At 64.6% G+C, this 20,732-nt stretch carries 18 protein-coding genes; 4 read left to right on the forward strand and 14 right to left on the reverse strand.

The genetic code is table 11. From position 1 onward, the window contains the following. Positions 1-6 precede the first annotated feature (6 nt). The 9 genes from miaB to murJ form a co-directional block, all read right to left on the reverse strand. Positions 7-1,401: a tRNA (N6-isopentenyl adenosine(37)-C2)-methylthiotransferase MiaB gene (gene miaB / locus ABIC09_RS26465; RefSeq protein ID WP_354111080.1), complete on the reverse strand. Its 1,395-nt coding sequence runs from the start codon at positions 1,399-1,401 to the stop codon at positions 7-9. Positions 1,402-1,592: 191 nt separating this feature from the next. After that, positions 1,593-2,273: an HAD family hydrolase gene (locus ABIC09_RS26470; protein WP_354031326.1), complete on the reverse strand. Its 681-nt coding sequence runs from the start codon at positions 2,271-2,273 to the stop codon at positions 1,593-1,595. 4 nt (positions 2,274-2,277) lie between these two features. Then, entirely contained in the window at positions 2,278-2,733 is a 456-nt protein-coding gene (locus ABIC09_RS26475; RefSeq protein WP_354031327.1) for a Fur family transcriptional regulator, read from the reverse strand. Between the two features lie 38 nt (positions 2,734-2,771). Next, a complete protein-coding gene (rimI, locus tag ABIC09_RS26480; RefSeq protein ID WP_148750918.1) occupies positions 2,772-3,257 on the reverse strand; it encodes a ribosomal protein S18-alanine N-acetyltransferase in 486 nt (161 codons plus the stop codon). Continuing rightward, positions 3,254-3,949 (reverse strand): tRNA (adenosine(37)-N6)-threonylcarbamoyltransferase complex dimerization subunit type 1 TsaB, encoded by a 696-nt coding sequence (gene tsaB / locus ABIC09_RS26485; RefSeq protein WP_354111081.1) that lies wholly within the window; start codon positions 3,947-3,949, stop codon positions 3,254-3,256. The genes rimI and tsaB overlap by 4 nt, the downstream gene beginning before the upstream one ends. A gap of 204 nt (positions 3,950-4,153) precedes the next feature. Continuing rightward, positions 4,154-4,723: a NifU family protein gene (locus ABIC09_RS26490; protein ID WP_148750916.1), complete on the reverse strand. Its 570-nt coding sequence runs from the start codon at positions 4,721-4,723 to the stop codon at positions 4,154-4,156. A gap of 148 nt (positions 4,724-4,871) precedes the next feature. Continuing rightward, positions 4,872-5,366, reverse strand: coding sequence for a universal stress protein (locus ABIC09_RS26495; protein WP_354111082.1), 495 nt, complete (start codon positions 5,364-5,366; stop codon positions 4,872-4,874). A 110-nt stretch (positions 5,367-5,476) separates the two neighbouring features. Continuing rightward, the gene (gene trpS, locus ABIC09_RS26500) at positions 5,477-6,529 is read right to left on the reverse strand and encodes a tryptophan--tRNA ligase (RefSeq protein WP_354111083.1); all 1,053 of its coding nucleotides are present in this window, start codon (positions 6,527-6,529) and stop codon (positions 5,477-5,479) included. 93 nt (positions 6,530-6,622) lie between these two features. Next, positions 6,623-8,155, reverse strand: coding sequence for a murein biosynthesis integral membrane protein MurJ (gene murJ, locus ABIC09_RS26505; RefSeq protein ID WP_354111084.1), 1,533 nt, complete (start codon positions 8,153-8,155; stop codon positions 6,623-6,625). 124 nt (positions 8,156-8,279) lie between these two features. Between murJ and ABIC09_RS26510 the strand changes: the two genes are divergently transcribed. Next, positions 8,280-9,281 (forward strand): adenosine kinase, encoded by a 1,002-nt coding sequence (locus ABIC09_RS26510; protein ID WP_354031333.1) that lies wholly within the window; start codon positions 8,280-8,282, stop codon positions 9,279-9,281. Positions 9,282-9,454: 173 nt separating this feature from the next. Here the strand turns inward: ABIC09_RS26510 and ABIC09_RS26515 are convergent, their stop codons facing one another. Both ABIC09_RS26515 and ABIC09_RS26520 read right to left on the reverse strand, forming a co-directional pair. Continuing rightward, positions 9,455-11,149 carry an AMP-binding protein gene (locus ABIC09_RS26515; RefSeq protein ID WP_354111085.1) on the reverse strand — a complete coding sequence of 565 codons (1,695 nt, stop codon included), beginning with the start codon at positions 11,147-11,149 and terminating at the stop codon, positions 9,455-9,457. A 153-nt stretch (positions 11,150-11,302) separates the two neighbouring features. Then, entirely contained in the window at positions 11,303-12,496 is a 1,194-nt protein-coding gene (locus ABIC09_RS26520; RefSeq protein ID WP_354111086.1) for a serine hydrolase domain-containing protein, read from the reverse strand. Between the two features lie 339 nt (positions 12,497-12,835). Here ABIC09_RS26520 and ABIC09_RS26525 point away from each other — a divergent pair, with 339 nt between their 5' ends. Further along, the gene (locus tag ABIC09_RS26525) at positions 12,836-13,156 is read left to right on the forward strand and encodes a hypothetical protein (RefSeq protein ID WP_354111087.1); all 321 of its coding nucleotides are present in this window, start codon (positions 12,836-12,838) and stop codon (positions 13,154-13,156) included. 127 nt (positions 13,157-13,283) lie between these two features. After that, positions 13,284-14,777, forward strand: coding sequence for an NAD-dependent succinate-semialdehyde dehydrogenase (locus tag ABIC09_RS26530; RefSeq protein ID WP_354111088.1), 1,494 nt, complete (start codon positions 13,284-13,286; stop codon positions 14,775-14,777). A 125-nt stretch (positions 14,778-14,902) separates the two neighbouring features. On the opposite strand, the gene ABIC09_RS26535 is transcribed toward ABIC09_RS26530, so the two are convergent. The 3 genes from ABIC09_RS26535 to ABIC09_RS26545 all read right to left on the reverse strand — a co-directional run bounded on the left by ABIC09_RS26535 (position 14,903) and on the right by ABIC09_RS26545 (position 19,325). Beyond that, positions 14,903-17,119: an SLC26A/SulP transporter family protein gene (locus tag ABIC09_RS26535; protein ID WP_354111089.1), complete on the reverse strand. Its 2,217-nt coding sequence runs from the start codon at positions 17,117-17,119 to the stop codon at positions 14,903-14,905. A gap of 295 nt (positions 17,120-17,414) precedes the next feature. Further along, complete coding sequence (locus ABIC09_RS26540; RefSeq protein WP_354031338.1) at positions 17,415-18,329, reverse strand: phosphoribosylaminoimidazolesuccinocarboxamide synthase; 915 nt, start codon at positions 18,327-18,329, stop codon at positions 17,415-17,417. A gap of 78 nt (positions 18,330-18,407) precedes the next feature. After that, positions 18,408-19,325 (reverse strand): pirin family protein, encoded by a 918-nt coding sequence (locus tag ABIC09_RS26545; protein ID WP_148750960.1) that lies wholly within the window; start codon positions 19,323-19,325, stop codon positions 18,408-18,410. A gap of 222 nt (positions 19,326-19,547) precedes the next feature. Between ABIC09_RS26545 and ABIC09_RS26550 the strand changes: the two genes are divergently transcribed. Continuing rightward, positions 19,548-20,609, forward strand: a complete 1,062-nt coding sequence (locus tag ABIC09_RS26550; protein WP_354031340.1) for a helix-turn-helix domain-containing protein — start codon at positions 19,548-19,550, stop codon at positions 20,607-20,609. Positions 20,610-20,732: the final 123 nt, after the last annotated feature.

Raw genomic sequence — 20,732 nt, forward strand, 5'->3', positions numbered from 1 at the left:
AAGGGTTCAGGCTCCCGTAGCGATGGATGATAAAGCGGGCTCACGCGTGCGTTGCGTGGCGAGCTCGCCGAGGAAACTGTAGCGCTCGAGGCTGTCGATCCGCACCGGCAGGATTTGTCCGATGATGTCGGGTGAGGCCATCACATGTGCAGGCTGAAGGAAGGCGGTGCGGCCGACGATCTGGCCGTCCTTGCGCGCCGGACGTTCGAACAGCACGTCGACTGTTGAGCCAATCGCAGCCTTGTTGAAGGCCGATTGCTGGCTGTCGATCAATTCCTGGAGCCGCTCCAATCGCTGGTCCATCTCGGCGGGGGGCACCGTCTCCTGCATATCCGCGGCCGGCGTTCCCGGCCGGGCGGAGTATTTGAACGAATATGCTGCAGCGTAGCCGATTTGCGTGACAAGCGCGAGGGTCGCGAGAAAATCTTGCTCGCTCTCGCCGGGGAAGCCGACGATAAAATCTGATGAAAAAGCAATGTCTTGGCGCGCCGACCGGAAACGGTCGATGACATCAAGATAATCATTGGCGGTATGTTTCCGGTTCATGGCGGCCAGGATTCGGTCCGAGCCCGACTGCACCGGCAGGTGCACGAACGGCATCAGCGCATCGAGATCGCGATGGGCCGCAATCAAGCTGTCATCGACGTCGCGGGGGTGGCTGGTCGAGTAGCGTAGCCGCGCGATGCCGGGAATCCCGGCCAGACGCTCCAGCAATTGGCCGAGCCCCCAGCTTTTTCCGTCAGGCCCGTCGCCGTGATAGGCGTTGACGTTCTGGCCGATCAGCGTGAGCTCACGAACGCCGTTGTCGGCAAGGCGCTTCACGTCGTCGATGATCTTTGCCGCCGGACGTGAGACCTCGGCGCCGCGTGTGTAGGGCACGACGCAGAAGGTGCAGAACTTGTCGCAGCCTTCCTGCACCGTGACGAAAGCGGAAATGCCGCGCGCGCGGATCGCATCGGGCCTGGGCTGGGCGAGGAAGCCGAATTTGTCCGCGGCGGGAAACTCGGTCTCGATCGCGCGGCCTTCGCTCCCGGCCCGCTTCAGCAGCTCGGGCAGATGATGATAGCTCTGCGGACCGACCACGACGTCGACCGCCGGCGCGCGGCGCACGATCTCCTCGCCTTCGGCCTGCGCGACGCAGCCTGCCACCGCAATCTGCATGGCACGGCCCTCGCGCGCGGCCTCGTCCTTGGCGACGCGCAGCCGGCCGAGCTCGGAATAGACCTTTTCGGAAGCCTTCTCGCGGATGTGGCAGGTGTTGAGGATGACGAGGTCGGCCTCCTCGGCATTCGCCGTCTCCACGAATCCTTCCGGAGCCAGCGTGTCCACCATGCGCTGGGCATCATAGACGTTCATCTGGCAGCCATATGATTTGATGTGCAGCTTGCGCGGCGGCTTCATGGAACCCGGAATTGAGGTGAAGAACGCCCATCAGATATAGGCTGGAGAGCCGAAAATCCAGCGATTGGGGGGCTTTTCGGCTGTCATTCCGGGGCGCGACGCAGTCGCGAACCCGGAATCCAGGGGTTTTGGCACGTGATTCCGGGTTCGATGCTGGCGCATTGCCCCGGAATGACGCCGAGAGGACGAAATCAGCCCGTCAGCGCGTCCACTTCGATCCGGCGGACCAGCTCAGGTAATTGATGCATGTCCGAGAAGGTCAAGTCGGCACCCGCCTGGCGCAGGGTCTCGGCATGGCCGGCCCCGCAATGGCTGCCACCGTAAAAGCCGAACACTTTCATCCGGGCCGCGCGCGCGCCGGCGATGCCGGCAAGGCTGTCCTCGATCACGACGCAGCGCTGGGGCGGGACGCCCATTTCCTTCGCGGCAAACAGGAACAGGTCCGGTGCGGGCTTGCCGTTTGTCACCTGCGAGGACGAGAAGATGTTCGGTGCGAGGCGTTCATAGAGCCCAGTGCTTCCGAGACTCACCCGCATGCGCGGATGCGAACCGCTCGATGCAACGCAGACACGTTGCGTCACGACGTCGAGCACGTCGTGGATGCCGCGGATCGCTTCGAGGTCGGCTTCGAATGCGCGAAACAGCTCGTCCTGCAGATCGCCGTGATAGGCCTCTGGCAGCTTGCGGCCGAGTTCGGTTTCGATCTCGAGATTGGCCTGTTTTGTCGAGCGGCCAAGGAAGCGCTCGGACACCTGCTCCGATGTGATCGGATAGCCGTGCCGGGTCAGCACGTCGGCATGGGTGCGACAGGAGATCGCCTCGCTGTCCACGAGCACGCCGTCGCAATCGAAGATGATGAGGTCAACGGCCACTAGATCAAGACGTCGGCGTGTCGTCGTCGAGCGGAACGCAATAGAGCTCGAGCCGGTGGTCGACCAGCTTGTAGCCGAGCTTGCGTGCGATCTCCGCCTGAAGCTTCTCGATCTCTTCGGAGGTGAACTCGATCACCTTGCCGTCGCGCAGATTGATGAGGTGGTCGTGATGGCTGTCGCGCATCGTCTCATAGCGCGCGCGGCCCTCGCGGAAATCGTGACGCTCGATGATGCCGGCATCCTCGAACAGCTTGACGGTGCGATAGACGGTCGAGATCGAGATCTTGTCGTCGACGGCGACACAGCGCCGGTACAATTCCTCGACGTCGGGGTGATCGACCGCCTCCGCAAGCACGCGGGCGATGACGCGGCGCTGCTCGGTCATGCGCATGCCGGTGGCGGCACAGCGCCCCTCGATGCCGGACGCCTTGGATGCGGAAGAAGGTTTAAGTCCAGTCATGTGATATCTGCCTGACGGGGCGCTTTCTGCCATCGATATTAGGACAAGTCACGTCGCATCAGAAGTGCGTTCAATTGTTCCCCGTTGGCCTGCTTATAGTAGCGTTCGCGGCGCCCGACCACCACGAATCCGCATCGCGCATAGAGCCGTCGCGCCGGCTGATTGTTCTCCTCGACCTCCAGAAAGATCGTGCGCACGCCTCGCCCTGCGAGGTGACCGAGATGGGTCATCAGCAGCGTGCGGGAGAGACCGCGGCCGCGATGGGACTGGTCGACCGCGACCGAGAGGATTTCGGCTTCGTCCGCGCCGATCCGCGACACTGCAAAGCCGATCGTCTGGCGCCCTAGGCGCAAGCGGTGGACGAGCGTGTTGCGCTCGCTGAGCATGGTCTCGAACTCACTTTCGCCCCAGCCCTGCGCAAAGGAGGCGCCATGGAGCTGCGCCAGCCGCGCCGCGTCGCGCGCTGACGCCGGTTCGACGGCGGCGGTGCCGCCGCGCCACCATTCCGAGAACCATCTCGTCATGACGTTGCGGCTTGAGCCGCGAGCAGCGGCTGGGCCGCCGGCTTTGCATCGGGCGCCTTCAGATAGAACGGCCGCGCCGGATTGGTGCCGGGATTTGCCGCAGCGCCGAGCCAGGCGACCCAGCTGATGTCGGGCGCGGGCTGCGCGTCGACCGAAACAGGTTGCGGCGCATCCTTCGGCCAGCGCTCGGCGAGAATTTTCGCGGCATTGCCGACCAGATGCGGCGCGCCGAATTGCGAGGCCGCGATCGCCTCGTCGATGGGAGCTATGGTCGGCCGGACCAGCAAACTGCCGTCACCGGCGACGATCTGGAAATAGACGTGGTCGTGCCGCGCATCGATCGCCGAGATCACCGGCGCAGGTCCGCTCTGGCCGACAATGGCGGCCGCATAGGCCGACAAGGTGGTGAGACCGACAGCCGGCCGCTTGGCCGCGAGCGCGAGACCGCGTGCTGCCGAAATGCCGACGCGCAAGCCGGTGAAGCTGCCGGGGCCGACCGTGACCGCGATGCGGTCGAGCGCCGTGAAAGCGAGATCGGCCGACTGCATCACGCGCGCGATCATCGGCATCAGCGCCTCGGCATGGCCGCGCTTCATGAGCAGCTGCTCCTGCGCGAGGAGCTCACCGGCGTCGGTGTCGAGAACGGCAGCCGCGCATGCTTCGAGCGCAGTATCGATGGCGAGGATCAGCATGAAAAAGCGAATGGCGAGTGTCGAATAGGGAGCAGTTTAGCGAACCAGACGCCTATCCGCCATTCGTCATTCACTCTTCGTAGTCCCCCGATATTGCCGCACTTCGTAGGGTGGGCAAAGGCGCTCTTGCGCCGTGCCCACCAACTTGTCTCCAAGAAAAGAAGGTGGGCACGCTTCGCTTTTGCCCACCCTCCGGCACCTCGCTTACATCGGCCGGACTTCGACCACGTCAGGCACGAAGTGCTTCAGCAAATTCTGGATGCCGTGCTGAAGCGTCGCGGTCGATGACGGGCAGCCGGAGCAGGCGCCCTTCATGTTGAGATAGACGATCCCGTCCTTGAAGCCGCGGAAGGTGATGTCGCCGCCGTCATTGGCGACTGCGGGCCGCACGCGGGTCTCGATCAGATCCTTGATCATGTCGACCGTCTCGGCATCGGACTCGTCGAAGAACTCGTCCTCGTCGTCGAGATCGGCGTCGCTGGTGGCCGCACCGTCCGCGAGCAGCGGCGCGCCGGACATGTAGTGCTCCATGATGGCGCCGAGGATCGCGGGCTTGAGCTGCTGCCATTCACCGTTCGCCTTGGTCACGGTGATGAAGTCCGATCCATAGAACACACCGGTGACGCCGGGCACCTCGAACAGCTTTTCGGCTAGCGGCGAGCGCGCAGCGGTTTCGCGGCTCGAAAATTCCATCGGGCCGCCGTCGACCACGATGCGGCCGGGAATGAATTTGAGCGTGGCGGGATTGGGGGTGGCTTCGGTCTGAATGAACATGGTTTTCTCCGGACGTCGCCGGTTCAAGGCCGGCGCGTGCTCTATCCAGTAGCAGATGGCGACGGCAAACGCACGGTCAAGGGGGTGGGGAGGGTCGTTTCGCTGCCATTTCAGCGGGTTAGGGCGTTCGCTGAACCTCCTCGGAAGGCTACGACAGCGAATCCACGCTTCGGTCGCTCAGCGCGCCGGAAATGACGGTCACCGGCACCGGGAACGTGCCGAGCGCATGCGTGAGCAGCGCCACCCACGGTCCCGGCCCTTCCGCGCCCGGGCTGGCGGCGAGGACGAGCATGGCGATATCAGGGTCTTCGTCGATCACCGCGAGCAGCTGCTCCATCGCGGCGCCCTCGCGGATGAGCCGTTCCGGCGTGATCGCGGCGATGCCGTTGGCGCGGCCGGCGGCGCGGTCGAGCGCGGCCGCCGCCGCTTCATGCGCCTCGGCGCGCATGATGTCGGCGACGCCCAGCCATTGCTGGTTCTGGTCCTCGATCTCGATGATGCGCAGCATCACCACGCCGCCGCCGGCGCGGATCGCCCAGCGGCTGGCGTAATAGACCGCGCGATCCCATTCGGCGGTGTCGTCGACGATGACGAGACATTTGGGCTTGTGACCCGGCTCGAAGCAAAGTCGCTTGCTGGTCATGCCTATCCCGGAATGTGCACAGGCGGGCATGCTGCCACACTCGCTCCCGCTTGGGGAGAGGCGAAGCGGCCCGCGCCCATGGCGCAGGCCCAAGCTCGCAACCGCAATCTTCAGCGGCGGCGGACGAAGCCGACGATGTCCTTGGAGAGGTTCATGGTCTCCTCGGCGAGGGCACGGGCCCGATCGGAACCATCGTTCAGGATGGTCTCGATATGGCTGGGGTCGGCGACCAGGCGCTTCATTTCGCCGGCGATCGGCGCGAGCTTCGTTACGCACAGCTCCGCCAGCGCGTTCTTGAAGCTGGAGAACTGGCCGCCGCCGAACTCGCCGAGAACGCTGGCCTTGGAACGGCCGGAGAGCGCGGCGAAAATGCCGACGAGATTGTCGGCCTCGGGACGTGCTTCCAGGCCCTTCTCTTCGCTCGGCAGCGGCTCCGGATCGGTCTTCGCCTTGCGGATCTTCTGCGCGATGGTGTCGGCGTCGTCGGTCAGATTGATGCGCGAATTGTCGGATGCATCCGACTTCGACATCTTCTTGGTGCCGTCGCGCAAGCTCATCACGCGCGTCGCCGGGCCCGTGATCAGGGGTTCCGGCAGCGGGAAGAACAGGCCGTCATTGCCGCCGTGGCTGCGAATGGAATCGCCGAAGTCGTTGTTGAACTTCTGGGCGATGTCGCGCGAGAGCTCGAGATGCTGCTTCTGGTCCTCACCGACCGGAACGTGGGTGGCGCGGTACAGCAGAATGTCGGCGGCCATCAGCACGGGATAGTCGAACAGCCCGACCGAGGCGTTCTCGCGGTCCTTGCCGGCCTTCTCCTTGAACTGGGTCATGCGGCCGAGCCAGCCCATGCGCGCGACGCAGTTGAAGATCCAGGCGAGCTCGGCGTGGCCGGAGACCTGGCTCTGGTTGAATACGATGTGCTTCTTGGGGTCGATGCCGCTGGCGATGAACGCCGCGGTCACCTCGCGGGTGTTGCGTGCGAGCTCGGCCGGGCCGCCCCAGACGTCCAGGCCTTGCGTGATCGCGTGCATGTCGACGACGCAATAGATGCAGTTGTGGGTTTCCTGCATCTTCACGAAGTTGACGATCGCGCCGAGGTAATTGCCGAGGTGCAGATTGCCTGTCGGCTGGACGCCCGAAAAGACCCGTTCAACGAATGGCATGGCAAGAGTTCCTGGAGGTATTCGGGCCGTCGTTTCCAACAGCGGGGCTGCCCCGTCAAGGGTAATTCGATGGCTTTGCCCGCCAGGGGCTGGCTAGGCGGGCCGCTTCAGGGCGTTGACCGCCTCGCGCCAGGACGCCGCGCCGAGGATTTGCAGGAGCAGGCCGTAGACGGCAATTCCGGCGCCGATCTGCAAGCCCAGCACAATGAAGCGGATCAGGCCGTGGGCCTCCACCGGCATCAGCCCCGTCGTCAGCCAGAGCAGCGCGCCCATGGCGGCGGCCGCAAGCACGATCCGCGGTAGCCGCTTGCGGCCGGCAGCGTCGACCGAGAAGCCGAATTCGCTGGTGCCGTTGCGGAGCAGCGAGAATGCGCTGCTCCAGGCGCCCGCCGCGATGCTTGCAGCGATCCCGCTCGCGCCGAAGAAATGGCCGAGCAGGACGGCGAGCAAGACCGCAACCACAAAGCCTTTGGCCGTGGCGAGCAGCGGCGTCATCGTGTCGCCGCGAGCAAAGAAGGCCGGCGACAGCGCCTTGATCAGCACATGCGCCGGCAGCCCGAGCGCCAACCACATCAACGCGCGAGCGGTGGCCGCGCTGTCCTCCGTGCCGAACGCGCCGTGCTCGAACAACAGCCGCACGATCGGTTCGGCCAACACGGCGAGGCCGAGCGTGGCGGGCAGCGCGAGCCCGGTCGCGAGCTCCAGTGCGCGCGATTCCGCATGCGCGACCGCGTCGCGATCGCCGCTCCCCACCGCCCGCGTCAGCTCCGGCACCAGCACCGTGCCCATGGCGACGCCGACAATGCCGAGCGGCAGCTCGATCAGGCGGTTGGCGAAATAGAGCCAGGACACGGCCGACGGCGTCGCCGAGGCGATGATCGCGCCGGCCACCATCAGCCATTGCGGCCCGGAGCTTGCGATCATGCCGGGGATCGCCTTGGCAAAGAAGCCGCGCGTCTCCTTGTCGAAGCTTGCGCGCAACGGTGTCGCGAGATGCGCGCTTCGTTGCGACAGCAGCATCAGGAGCTGCAGCAGGCCGGCAATGCCGACGGTTGCCGCCAGCATCCACGCGGCGAGCGACGCATCGGCGTGCCCCAGCAGCAGCGCGGCGATTGTCACGATCAGTGCGATGTTGAACAGCAGCGGCGAGAACGCCGTGAGCGCAAATCTCCCTTGTGCATTCAGCAGCCCCATCAGCACCGTGACCGGGCCGGCAAAGGCGAGATAAGGCAGCATCAGCCGCGCGTACTGCACGGCGAGATCGAGCCTGTGGCTGCCGACGAATCCCGGCGCGACGATCGTGATGATCAGCGGCATCAACAGCGCGATCACGATGGAGATCACGAACAGGGCCGCGCTGACCGTCCCGAGCACGCGTCCCGCAAACGCGGAGGCGGCCTCTTCGCCATCGCGGTCACGGACGCGCAGCCAGGCCGGAATCAGGGCTGCATTGAGTGCCCCTTCGCTGAGCAGGCGCCGCACCACGTTGACGAGCTGGAAGGCGGCCAGAAACGCATCCGCCACGGCGCCGGTGCCGAGCAGCGCCGCGATCAGGGAATCGCGGGCAAAGCCCAGCAGCCGCGAGGCCAGTGTTCCCGTCGAGACGGTCAGGAAGGAGCGGATCATCGGTCGTTATAATACCGTTGCTTGCCCGTGCGGGTCCGGTCGTGATAGGCCGCGAGCCGGATTTCAGGCCGACAGGAAGCGGATTTCCGCAGGTATCGCAATCCGGCAAACAGGATCAAGGTGAATGGCTGACGTGAAATATGACGTTCTCGGCATCGGCAACGCGCTGTTCGACGTGCTGGTCCGGACCGATGAAGCCTTTTTGGCCAAGCACGGCATGACCAAGGGCAGCATGTCACTGATCGACGAGGCGCGGGCGGCCGCGATCTATGCCGACATGGGCCCGGCGACGGAAGTCTCCGGCGGGTCGGCCGCCAACACCATCGTCGGCATCGGCAGCCTGGGCGCGCGTGCCGCTTACGTCGGCAAGGTCAAGGACGACCAGATCGGCAAGCTCTATGTCCACGACATCCGCGCCGCCGGCGTCGGCTTCAACACGCCGGCCGCGAAGGACGGTCCTGCCACCGGCTGCTCCTACATCCTGGTGACCGGCGACGGCGAGCGCACCATGAACACCTATCTCGGCGCGGCGCAGGATCTGTCGCCGGCCGATATCGATCCGGCCGAGATCGCGGCCGCCAAGATCGTCTATCTCGAAGGCTATCTCTGGGATCCGCCGGGGGCCAAGGAAGCCTTCGTCAAGGCCGCCAAAATCGCCCACGAGGCCGGCCGCAAGGTGGCGCTGACGCTGTCGGACTCCTTCTGCGTCGGCCGCTACCGCGACGAGTTTCTGGGGCTGATGCGCAACGGCACTGCCGATATCGTGTTCGCCAACGAATCCGAGCTACGCTCGCTCTACGAGACCTCCGACTTCGACACCGCGCTCAAGCAGCTGCGCAACGACGTCAAGCTCGGCGTAGTCACCCGCAGCGAGAAGGGCTGCGTGGTGGTGACGCCGACCGACGCCGTCGCAGCTCCAGCCTCGCCGATCAAGCAGCTGGTCGATACCACCGGCGCCGGCGATCTGTTCGCGGCCGGCTTCCTGTACGGCCTCTCGCGCGATCTGTCGCACAAGCAGTGCGGCGAGCTCGGTGCGCTTGCCGCCGCCGAAGTGATCCAGCACATCGGCGCCCGTCCGCAGGTGTCGCTGAAGGAGCTGGCGCAGCAGCGCGGGCTGACGGTTTAGTCGTCGTCTCTCTCCCCGTCATTGCGAGCCTCACTCTCCGCTGTCGTCGCACGGCTCGACCGGGCGACCCAGTATTCCAGAGACGCTAGTGGAATACGGAGAAACCACGGCGTACTGGATTCCCCGCTTTCGCGGGGAATGACAGTGTTGGTGTGGTGAGAGCACTCACCGCATCACGCCGTCTTCGCCGCCTTTAATCCCAGCCGCTGCTCGACCGCCTCGCGCATCACGAATTTCTGGATCTTTCCGGTCACGGTCATCGGAAATTCGTCGACGAACTCCACATAGCGCGGGATCTTGTTGTGGGCGATCTGGCCATCGCAGAAAGCGCGGACCTCCTCTGCCGTCAGTGTCTCGCCGGACCGGACACGGATCCAGGCGCAGAGCTCCTCGCCATAGCGGGTGTCCGCCACGCCGAAAATCTGCACGTCCTGGATCTTCGGGTGACGGTACAAAAACTCCTCGATCTCGCGCGGATAGAGGTTCTCGCCGCCGCGGATCACCAGATCCTTGATGCGGCCGACGATGTTGCAATAGCCCTCGTCGTCGATGGTGGCGAGATCGCCGGTGTGCATCCAGCCGTTGGCGTCGAGCACGTCGCCGGTCTTTTCCTTCTCCTCCCAATAGCCCAGCATGACGCTGTAGCCGCGGGTGCAGAGCTCGCCGCGTTCGCCGCGCTTGACGATCCGGCCTTCGAGATCGACGACCTTCACTTCGACATGCGGATGAATCCGCCCGACGGTGGAGACGCGCCGCTCGAGCGGGTCGTCTGTTGCGCTCTGGAAGCTGACGGGGCTGGTCTCGGTCATGCCATAGGCGATCGTGACCTCGCGCATGTTCATCTCGGTGTTGACGCGCTTCATCACCTCGATCGGGCAGGGCGCGCCGGCCATGATGCCGGTGCGCAGTGATTTCAGGTTGAACCTCGCGAATTCGGGATGGTCGAGCTCCGCGATGAACATGGTCGGCACGCCGTAAAGCGCGGTGCATTTCTCCTGCTCAATCGCGCGCAGCGTCGCCAGTGGATCAAAGCCCTCGCCGGGATAGACCATGGTCGTGCCGAGCGTGACGGATGCGAGGTTGCCCATCACCATGCCGAAGCAATGGTAGAGCGGCACGGGAATGCAGATGCGGTCCTGCTCGGTCAGGCGCATCGCGCGGCCGGTGAAATAGCCGTTGTTGAGGATGTTGTGGTGAGTCAGCGTCACGCCCTTGGGCGATCCCGTGGTGCCGCTGGTGAACTGGATGTTGACGGGATCGTCGAACTGAAGCGCCGCGCCGAGCGTGGCAAGCTGCTCGCGATGCCCGGCGCCACCCATGCGCGCGACGTCCTCGAAGGGGATCGTGCCGGGTGCTGACGGCCCGCCGATCTGGATCACCATCCGTAAGGCTGGCAGCCGTGCCGCCTGCAGCTGTCCTGGCTTGGCGCTCGCCAGCTCCGGCAGCAGCGTGTTGAGCATCTCGATGTATTGGCTGGTCTTGAATGCCGTCGCGGTGACGATCGCTGCGCAGCCGACTTTCTTCAACGCGAACTCCAGCTCGCTGAGCCGGTAGGCCGGATTGATCGTGACCAGGATCAGGCCGGCCTTGGCGGCGGCGAACTGGGTCAGTGTCCATTCCGGACGGTTCAGCGACCAGATGCCGATCCGCTCACCGCGCTCGAGGCCGAGCGCGAGAAAGCCCGCGGCGAGCGCGTCGACGCGTTCGGCGAATTCAATCCAGGTCCATCGCACGCCGTGGCTGGGCGAGACCAGCGCCTCGCGCGTGCCCCAGCGCCGCACGGCGTGGTCGAGACTGCGCCCGATGGTGTCGCCGAGCAGCGGCGTATCCGAAATGCCGCAAACGTAACTGTCACTTTTATCCGCCAAATCGAAATCCTCTCGTCAAAGATGGTCGGCGTGATCTTTCTCAGTCGTCATGCCCGGGCTTGTCCCGGGCATCCACGTTCTCCGTGCAGCAAGGCAAGGCGTGGATGGCCGGGACGAGCCCGGCCATGACGTTTGGTGAGAGTTCTCAGCCCCTCAGGCCGCCTTCTGCCCGCTCCCCGCATCAAGCCCGGCATAGACGCCGCGTTCGAATCCCGCGAACGCCTGCAGGCATTTCGCATCCGCGAACGGCAGCAGCTGCATCAGGATCACGCCGGTGACGTCGCGCGCCGGGTCGATCCAATAGTAGGTGTTGGCGAGGCCAGCCCAGGCGAGGCTGCCTGCGCTGCGGCCTTCTACGGTCTTGTCGGTGTTGATCATGAAGCTGAGGCCCCACTTCTTCACCTGGTCCGGATAGAGATCGACGTCGTTGGTGTAGATCGGCGCCGCCGTGGTCATCTTGGTCATGTTGAGATCGCCCATCTGGTTCTGCCCCATCATGGCGATCGTCTCGGCCTTCAGCACCTGGTTGCCGTTGCCGCGGCCCTTGTTCAGGATCATCTGGGTGAACTTGATGTAGTCGCCAGCGGTGGAATAGAGCCCGCCGCCACCCATGTGGAATTCCGGCTCCTGCTCGAGCTCGAACGGGATCGCGGCGAGCTGGCCGTCCTCGCCGCGGGCATGCATGCCGACCAGACGCTTGCGCATGTCGTCGGTGATCTTGAAGCCGGTGTCGGACATGCCGAGTGGTGCGAACAGATTGTCGCGCAGATACGCATCGAGACGTTTGCCGCTGACGGCCTCCACGGCTTTGCCGGCGAAATCGATATTGGTGCCGTATTCCCAGCGCGTGCCGGGATCGGTCATAACAGGCGTCTTCAGCGCGGCATTCTGGCAGGTGGTGATGGCGGGTATGCCGGTCTTCTCGAGATAGACCGCGAGATCGCCGTTCCACATGTTGTAGGCGAAGCCGGCGGTGTGGGTCATCAGCTGGCGCAGCGTGATCGCGCTCTTCGCCGGCCGCAGTTTTGGCTCGCCCTTGGCATCAAAGCCTTCCAGCACCTGCGGCTGCGCGAGATCTGGCAGCAGCGATCCGATCGGCGCATCGAGCGAGAGCTTGCCCTGCTCGACCAGCTGCATCGCGCCGGCACTCGTCACCGCCTTCGTCATCGAGGCGATCCAGAACACGCTGTCCGCGGTCATCGCATCGGGCTTGGACAGATCGCGCTTGCCGAACGCGCCCTGATACAGGACCTCAGTACCGCTTGCGGCGATCGCGACAACGCCGGGGATTTCCTTGGCGTCGCTTGTCTTGCTCAGAATCCCGTCGATCTCAGCTTTGCCTTGCATGCGCGTTTCCTCCGGTTTGATTATTGTTGGAAGCGATCGATTGTCCTCCCGCATCCGCTGCGCGGCAAGCGTGGCCATAACCACCTTGCGGTCGCGATGTCGTGACTTGACGGTCCCGGCCCGGCGCGGGACGACTGATCTGCAACACTTCTTCACAATCTGCGGTGGAAGGCCGCACTTCGCCGTGACCATGGATAGGCTCAGGCGATATGTTTCGAACGTTTGGAGCACTTGAAACATTTTGTGCGTTGCGGCGCTCAGCTTAAGGCCCGATCGGCAGCTGACGTTAAGACTTGATGCAAATTTGGCGGCTGTCTACTGGCCGCGAGAGGACCCGAGATGATTTCGACCTGGAGCGAATGGAAGCGTTATCCCCGTCCCGGACGGGGCGACAATCTCGAAGCTCCGATTTCGCCCGGCATCTACGAGGTCCGCACCACCGGCACCGGTGCGCTCTATTCCTTCGGCGCGGTCGACAATCTGGCGCAGGCTCTGGCCCTGCTGCCGGTCGGCTCAAAATCCTGGTTCGGCCGCCGCGACACCTCCGATGCGCCCGATCTCGAATATCGCACCTGTGCGACCTCCTCGAAAGCCGGCGCCAAGGCCGCCGCCGAGCGCATGATCGGCCGGCGCGAGACCTATATGAGCGGCGCGGCGTAACCTTCCCGCTCCGAGTTTAGCTCCCGGCAGATGTGCGTTGCGGGACGGTGCATTGCGCGCCGTCTGTCCCTATATTCTATTCCGGCCGATCCGATCGCCCCCAAATGATCGTTCGAGGAGTAACGCCATGACGCCGCCCGCCGCAGCACGCGCCCAGCACGCCACCGCCACCTTGCGTGACCGGTTGAAGGACCCTTCGCTCCTGAAGGAGGCCTGCTACATCGACGGCGCCTGGGTCGGCACGCCGGTCTTTGCCGTGAACAATCCTGCGACCGGCGTCGAGATCGCAAAGGTCCCGCAGCTTGGCGCGGACGACACCACCAAGGCGGTTGAAGCCGCTCAGCGCGCCTTCCCGGCCTGGGCCAAGCACACCGCCAAGCAGCGCTCCAATATTTTGCGCAAATGGTTCGAGCTGATCACCGCCAACCGCGAGGACCTCGCGCTGATCCTCACCTCCGAGCAGGGCAAGCCGCTTTCAGAAGCGCTCGGCGAGGTCGATATCGGCGCCGCCTATATCGAGTTCTTCGCAGAGGAAGCCCGCCGCGTCTATGGCGAGACCATCCCGACGCAACGGCCCGATGCACGGCTGCTCGCGATCAAGCAGCCGATCGGCGTCTGCGGCGCGATCACGCCATGGAACTTCCCGAACTCCATGATCACCCGAAAGGTGTCGCCGGCGCTGGCCGCGGGCTGCACCGTGGTGCTCAAGCCCGCCAATGAGACGCCACTCTCGGCCCTGGCGCTGGCCGTGCTCGCCGAGAAGGCCGGCATCCCCAAGGGCGTGCTCAACATCATCACCGGTGACGCGCCGCCGATCGGCAAGGTGCTGTGCGAGCATCCGGCCGTGCGCTTCGTCGGTTTCACCGGCTCGACCGCGGTCGGCAAGATCCTCTACCAGCAGGCTTCCGTCGGCGTGAAGCGGCTCGGGCTCGAGCTCGGCGGCAACGCGCCGTTCGTGGTGTTCGACGACGCCGACATCGACGCGGCGGTCGAAGGCGCGATCGTCTCGAAATACCGCAACATGGGCCAGACCTGCGTCTGCGCCAATCGCATCTACGCCCAGGACAAGATCTATGACGAGTTCGTCAAGAAGTTGTCGGCGAAGGTCGTGGCGATGAAGATCGGCGACGGCACGGAAGCCGGCGTCACGCAGGGCCCGCTGATCAACATGAAGGCGATCGACAAGGTCGAGCGCCACATTGCCGACGCCGTCAAGCGCGGGGCCAAGGTCGTGACCGGCGGCAAGCGCAGCGAGCTCGGACGTTCCTTCTTCGAGCCGACCGTGCTTGCCGACGTCAAGGCGGACTCGCTGGTGGCGCAGGAAGAAACCTTCGGCCCACTCGCGCCGGTGATCCGCTTCAAGGACGAAGCCGACGTGATCGCGATGTGCAACGCCTCGCCGTTTGGCCTCGCGTCGTACTTCTACTCCCGCGATCTCGGCCGCGTCTGGCGCGTCGCCGAAGCGCTGGAATCCGGCATGGTCGGCGTCAACACCGGCCTCATCACGACCGAAGTCGCGCCTTTCGGCGGGGTCAAGGAAAGCGGCCTGGGGCGCGAAGGCTCGCGTCACGGCATGGAAGAATATGTCGAGATCAAATACGTGATGATGGCGGGGGTGTAGGCAGTCGCAGCTTCCTCCTCGTCATGGCCGGGCATGTCCCGGCCATCCACGTCCTGTCCCGCAGTACAAAGAACGTGGATGCCCGGGACAAGCCCGGCATGACGACCTTCTGGGTTACGTATTGATCACCGCCGCAGCACTGCGATCGTCCTATTTGCGAACGTCAGCCGCTCCGCCATCACCGACACGAAATAGGTCAGCAGCTTGTGGCTGAGCGCGGGGTCTTCTTCCCTGATCGCGTCGAACTGGTGGGTGTTCAGCACGTAGAGCACGCTGTCGACCTCGGCCTGGATGGTGGCGCTGCGCGGCGTCTGTGACACCAGGCCCATCTCGCCGATCGTGGTGTAGCGCCCCAGGCTGCGCACGCGCGTGGTGCGGTCGTCGTCGGCGGGGATCATGATGCCGACGCGGCCGTCGAGGATGAAGTGCATGGAATCGGCGGGATCGCCGGCCTGCACGATAACCTCGCCGGCCTCGACCTCGATGCGCTGGCAGCGGCGGATCAGCTCATCGGCGTCGTCCTCGCTGTTGAGAATGCGGGCGAACCAGTCGCGCAGGCTCGCCTCTTCCTGCGCCAGGCCCTGGTGCTGCGAGATCAGCTCGTTCTCGCACCATTCGAGCGCGTGATCGAGCTCGCCGATGATGGTGACGCCTTCGCCGACGAAGTCGCTGGCGCGCAGCACCTTCTCGGCCGCCGCCGACAGATGCACCAGGATCAGCTCGACGCCGAGATCGCCTGCGCTGCGCTTGATCTGGGCAAAACTGTAGGCTGCGGAGGAGTCGACGCCGGTGACGAGCTTGAAGTCGAACAGCAGATAGCGGCACTCCGGGCGCTGCTGGAGCAATTGCTTGACGTGCTGGTAGAGCCGGTTGGCGGAGCCGAAGAACAGATAGCTCTGGAGGTTGAGCCCCTGGATCTTGCCGCCATGGGCCAGCAGCACCTCCTGGTCGTCGCGCGAGCGGTCGAGCGAGGAGCGATATTCGGAGCCGTCAAAACTGTACTTGATCGATTCGACCCTCGCCGCGCTGAAGGCGAAGGTCGCGCAGCCGATGATGACGCCGATCAGGATGCCCGGCACGAAACCCCAGGCCACGATGATGACGATAATGGCGACCAGCGACAGATATTCGAGCTTCGAAAGCCGCTTGCGCGACTCGATGATCCATTTGTGCAGCTGGTCGGCGCCGAGATAGAGCAGCAGGCCGCCGAGCACGAATTTCGGAATGAAGCCGAGCAGCTCTGGCGCGATCGCGAGCATCAGCAGCGACAGCGCCGAGGCGGTGAGGCCGGAGAGCCGGCCGCGGCCCCCGCTGGATAAATTGAGGATCGAGCGGCTGATCGAGCTGCAGCCGGTATAGCCGCCGAGCACGCCGCTAAGGATGTTGGCCGCGCCCGTGACGTTCAGCTCGCGCTCGAGATTGGCCTCGCGGTGCACGGCGACCTCGATGCCGGTGGTGTTGAACAGCGTGCTCGACGCGGTGACGAAGATGACTGCGACGAGATTGCCGAGCAGGTCCGGCACGGCAAACCAGGGATAGCGAGCGAGATCGTCGGCGTGCCAGGGCAGCATGAACGCAGCCTGCGGCGGCGGCTGAAAGGTCCAGCCCATGCTCCGTGCCTGGTCGAGCGAGACACCCGAGATCCAGAACGCCAGATGCGCCGTGAGCACACCGCCGACCAGGATGATCGGCAGCCCGAACGGAGTCCGTGAGCGATGCCAGGTCAGGTACAGCACCAGCGCCATGGCGCAGGCGGCGCCGATTTCCAGCAGCGTGGTGCCGTTGGCGAAGCGCGGCAGCGTCGTGAGCTGCACCGGATAACCGGTGATGACCCTGATCGCACCGAGGGCGATGAGAAGTCCGGTGGCGCCGAGAAAGCCGCCGACCACGGGATAGGGCACGTAGCGGATGGCGCGGCCCATCCGCGTCAGGCCCAACCCGCACAGCACGATTCCGGTTAGCACGGACGACAGGCCGAGCGTGATCAGGACCGGCGAGAGCAGCGGTGTCGACAGATTGGCCGCTTCGATGTGCTCGACCAGCGAGGCCGCCAGAATTCCTGTTACGGCCGCGGTCGAGCTGTCGGGGGCGGCAATTGCGAAGGGCAGGGAGCTGCCGAGCCCGATCACGGCGGCAAGCACCGCGGAGCTGATGAAGGTCGCAGCGATGCCGTAGGACAGATAGGGCGAGAGCGGCCCGGCGAAGATCAGCAGCGCATAGGACAGCCCGAACGTGAGGGTGAGGATGCTCGCAGCACCCCCGCCCAGCATATCATTCAGCGCACGCTTGACGGACGGGCTGACCCCGGTGACCGGATCGAAGCCAATTGCAGGATCTGTCACGCCGTCACACTCGCTCATGAAAATACCCGCCCGGAGAGGTAGACGACTGCGAGCCTAGCGCAACAGAATTCTTGCAAGTATGAGATAGCCGACAGTTTTCGGGCATCCGGAGAGGATGCGGCCTACGGCGTGTGAATAGGCAATCATATGACGGCGGTGATGGAGCTAGGTTGACGGTGCTGGAGGGGCGCAGCAGCCCTTCCGCGTCATTGCGGGCGTAGCGAAGCAATCCAGAGTCTCTTCGCGGCGGCAGTCTGGATTTGCTTCGTCGCAAGAGCTCCTCGCAATGACGGAGCTAAATCTTCAGCTCTCGCCCCGTCACCCGCCGATACGCTTCCAGATACCGCTTGCTGGTTGCATCCACGACGCTCGCGGGCAGCGGCGGCGGCGGCGCGTCGCCGTTCCAGCGGCCGGCGCGGCGCTCGACGTCGAGATAGTCGCGCAAGGGTTGCTTGTCGAAGCTCGCTTGCGGCTGGCCGGGCTTGTAGGCATCGACGGCCCAGAACCGCGAACTGTCCGGCGTCATGACTTCGTCGATCAGGATGATGCGGCCGTCCTTGTCGCGGCCGAACTCGAACTTGGTGTCGGCGATGATAATGCCCTGCTCGCGCGCCAGCTCTTCGCCGAGGGTGTAGATCGCGCGGGTCATGCTTTCGAGCGTGTAGGCGACCTCGTTGCCGACGACCTCACGCATTTTGGCGATGGTGATGTTCTCGTCATGGCCGGTCTCGGCCTTGGTTGCGGGGCTGAAGATCGAGGGCTCGAGCTTCTCGCTCTCGACCAGGCCGGCCTTCAGTTTTTCGCCCGCCAGCGTGCCGGAGCCGGCATATTCCTTCCAGGCCGAGCCGGAGAGATAGCCGCGGATCACGCATTCGATCGGGAACACGGTGGTGCGGCGGGACAGCATGGCGCGGCCGAGAATCTCGGCGCGATGGGCTTTAAGCGCCGGCACGGCTGCGATGATCTCGTCGGTGTCGGCGCTGATCATGTGATGCGGCACCACGCCTTCGAGCTTGTTGAACCAGAACGCGCTGATCTGGGTCAGCACCGCGCCCTTCATCGGGATGGTCTCGCCCATCACGACGTCGAAGGCGCTGATGCGGTCGGTGGTCAGCAGCAGCAGGCGGTCGTCATCGACGGCATAAATATCGCGCACCTTGCCACGCCCGATCTTGGTCAGGGGCAGGTCGCTGGAGAGCATCGTGGTCATCGGCAGCGCTTTCGGACGGAAGGCTTTAAGGCAGGACATCCGGCCGCGCCTGATGGCACGGCCGGACACCGGATTAGCCTATTCCGGCAGCGGAATGAACTCATGTTCCTGCGGAACCGCGGTGAAGCGGCCGGTTTTCCAGTCCTGCTTGGCCTGCTCGATCCGCTCCTTGCTGGAGGAGACGAAATTCCACCAGATGTGGCGCGGGCCCTCCAATGCATCGCCGCCGAGAAACATCATCCGCGTGGCCCTGAGCGCCTTCACGGTGATGCGGTCGCCGGGGCGGAAAATCAGCAGCCGTGGCCCTTCGTAGCGCTCGTTCGCGATCTCGACCTCGCCGTCAACCACGTAGATCGCGCGCTCCTCGTGGTCGGGATCGAGCGGCACACTGGCACCCGCAACAGCCGTGACCTCGGTGTAGAACCAGGGCGAGACCATTTTCACCGGGGAGGCGATGCCGAAGGCGGATCCGGCGATCACCCGCGCGGTAAAATCGCGCTCGGAGATCATCGGCAGCTCGCCGGCCGCATAATGCTGAAACGTGGGATCGATCTCTTCGGAGCCGGCCGGCAGCGCGATCCAGCTTTGCAGGCCGAGCATCTGCTGACCCGAGGCGCGCTGCGCATCCGGCGTGCGCTCGGAATGCGCGATGCCGCGGCCGGCCGTCATCAAATTCATCGCACCCGGCGCGATCTCTTGCACGTTGCCCTCGCTGTCGCGATGCATGATCGCGCCGTCGAACAGATAGGTGACGGTGGCAAGCCCGATATGCGGATGCGGCCGCACGTCCATGCCCTTGCCGGAGACGAACTGCACCGGACCGAAATGATCGAAGAAGATGAACGGCCCGACCATCTGCCGCTTGCCATGCGGCAACGCGCGCCGGACCGCGAATCCGTCGCCGAGATCGCGGGTGCGCGGCACGATGACGAGATCGAGCGCGTCGCAGGACATGGGATCGCCGAGCACGGGGTCGTTGGAGGGTTGCCAGCTCATGGTGGACTCCTTTTGACTTTCTTGGACGCGATGGTAGCAGAATTTCGCATCGCCGTCGCGACAAAGGCTGTTCCACAAACTCGCTGTCATTCCCCGCGCCTCGGAGTACTGGTTCGCCCGCCTTCGCGGGCGATGACATCTGTAGATGAGGATGGTCCTTGAAAAAGCTGGCGCAACGAACGATGTTTGGCTGGTTTCAACCGCGCCCGATCGCATCGCCCGATGACACTTGCCGCAATCGATCTCGCCTTTCGCGCCGCCAGCGTTGCGTTGCTGCTGGTGCTAGCGGCGTCATTGCTCGCCGACTTCCGCAATGTGCTGGCCGCCCGCCTCGGCGCGGCCTTCGCGCTGGGCGCGGCCGCGCATGCTGTGAGCTATTCGTTGGATGTCACGTCGCGGATCCCGCTCTGGCATGCACCGTTGATCGCATTGTCGACCGGCACCATGGTGGTGTTCTGGCTGTTCACACGCTCCCTGTTCGACGACGAGTTTCGCCTCCGCTGGTGGCACGGATCGGTCTGGGCGCTTGTGACGGCCTTCAGCTTCGCGGGCTGCGTCTGGATTGCACCCAGTGGCCATGTGCGGTTCTCGGTGACGGTGGTCAATCTGATCGTGCTCGGATTCATTGCGCTTGCGATCGGGCAGACGATCGCCTCCTGGCCGGCCGACCTGGTCGAGCGCCGCCGCAGCGCTCGAGTCTTCATCGTCTGCGCAACCGCGCTCTATGGCGGGCTGAACGCGGTGCTCCAGATCGCCGTCGCCGGGCACCACGTCGGCGATGTCGCCGAAACCATCAATGCCGGGGTGCTCGCCTGCACCGTCGCGGCGATCGTCTATGCCATGATGCGGGTTGACGGGGCGGATCTGTTTCCGGCCGCGACGGAGCCCGCACCGCCGATTGTTTTCAGTCAGCCTGCGGCCGATGACGCCGCCGATCAAAAGCTCATCGACGCCCTGATGCGGCTGATGGCGGACGAGCGGGTCTATCGTCAGGAGAACATCACCATCGGCGCGCTGGCGGGCCGGTTGAAAATTCCGGAATACCGGCTGCGCCGGCTGATCAACCAGCGGCTCGGCTATCGCAACTTCAATGTGTTTCTGAACAATCACCGGATCGAGGAGGCCAAGGCCGCGCTCGCCGATCCCACCCAGGCTGAGGTTCCCGTCATCACCATCGCGATGGACGCCGGCTTCCAGTCGCTCGGCCCCTTCAATCGCGCCTTCAAGGCGGTCACGGGCGTGACGCCGACGGAGTATCGGCGGCTCAAGGTTGATGCGGTCTAGATTATTATCTCGTTGGAATCATATTAGAATTTCAAGTTCGGCTAGCGCCGGTCAGTTTCGACGAGGTCGTATTTCAAATCCGGCGAGCACGCTTCGCCCGCATCCGGCTCCTTCTCCGCCATT

This window comes from Bradyrhizobium sp. S3.12.5 (assembly GCF_040548225.1).
In the GTDB taxonomy this organism is placed as follows: domain Bacteria; phylum Pseudomonadota; class Alphaproteobacteria; order Rhizobiales; family Xanthobacteraceae; genus Bradyrhizobium; species Bradyrhizobium cytisi.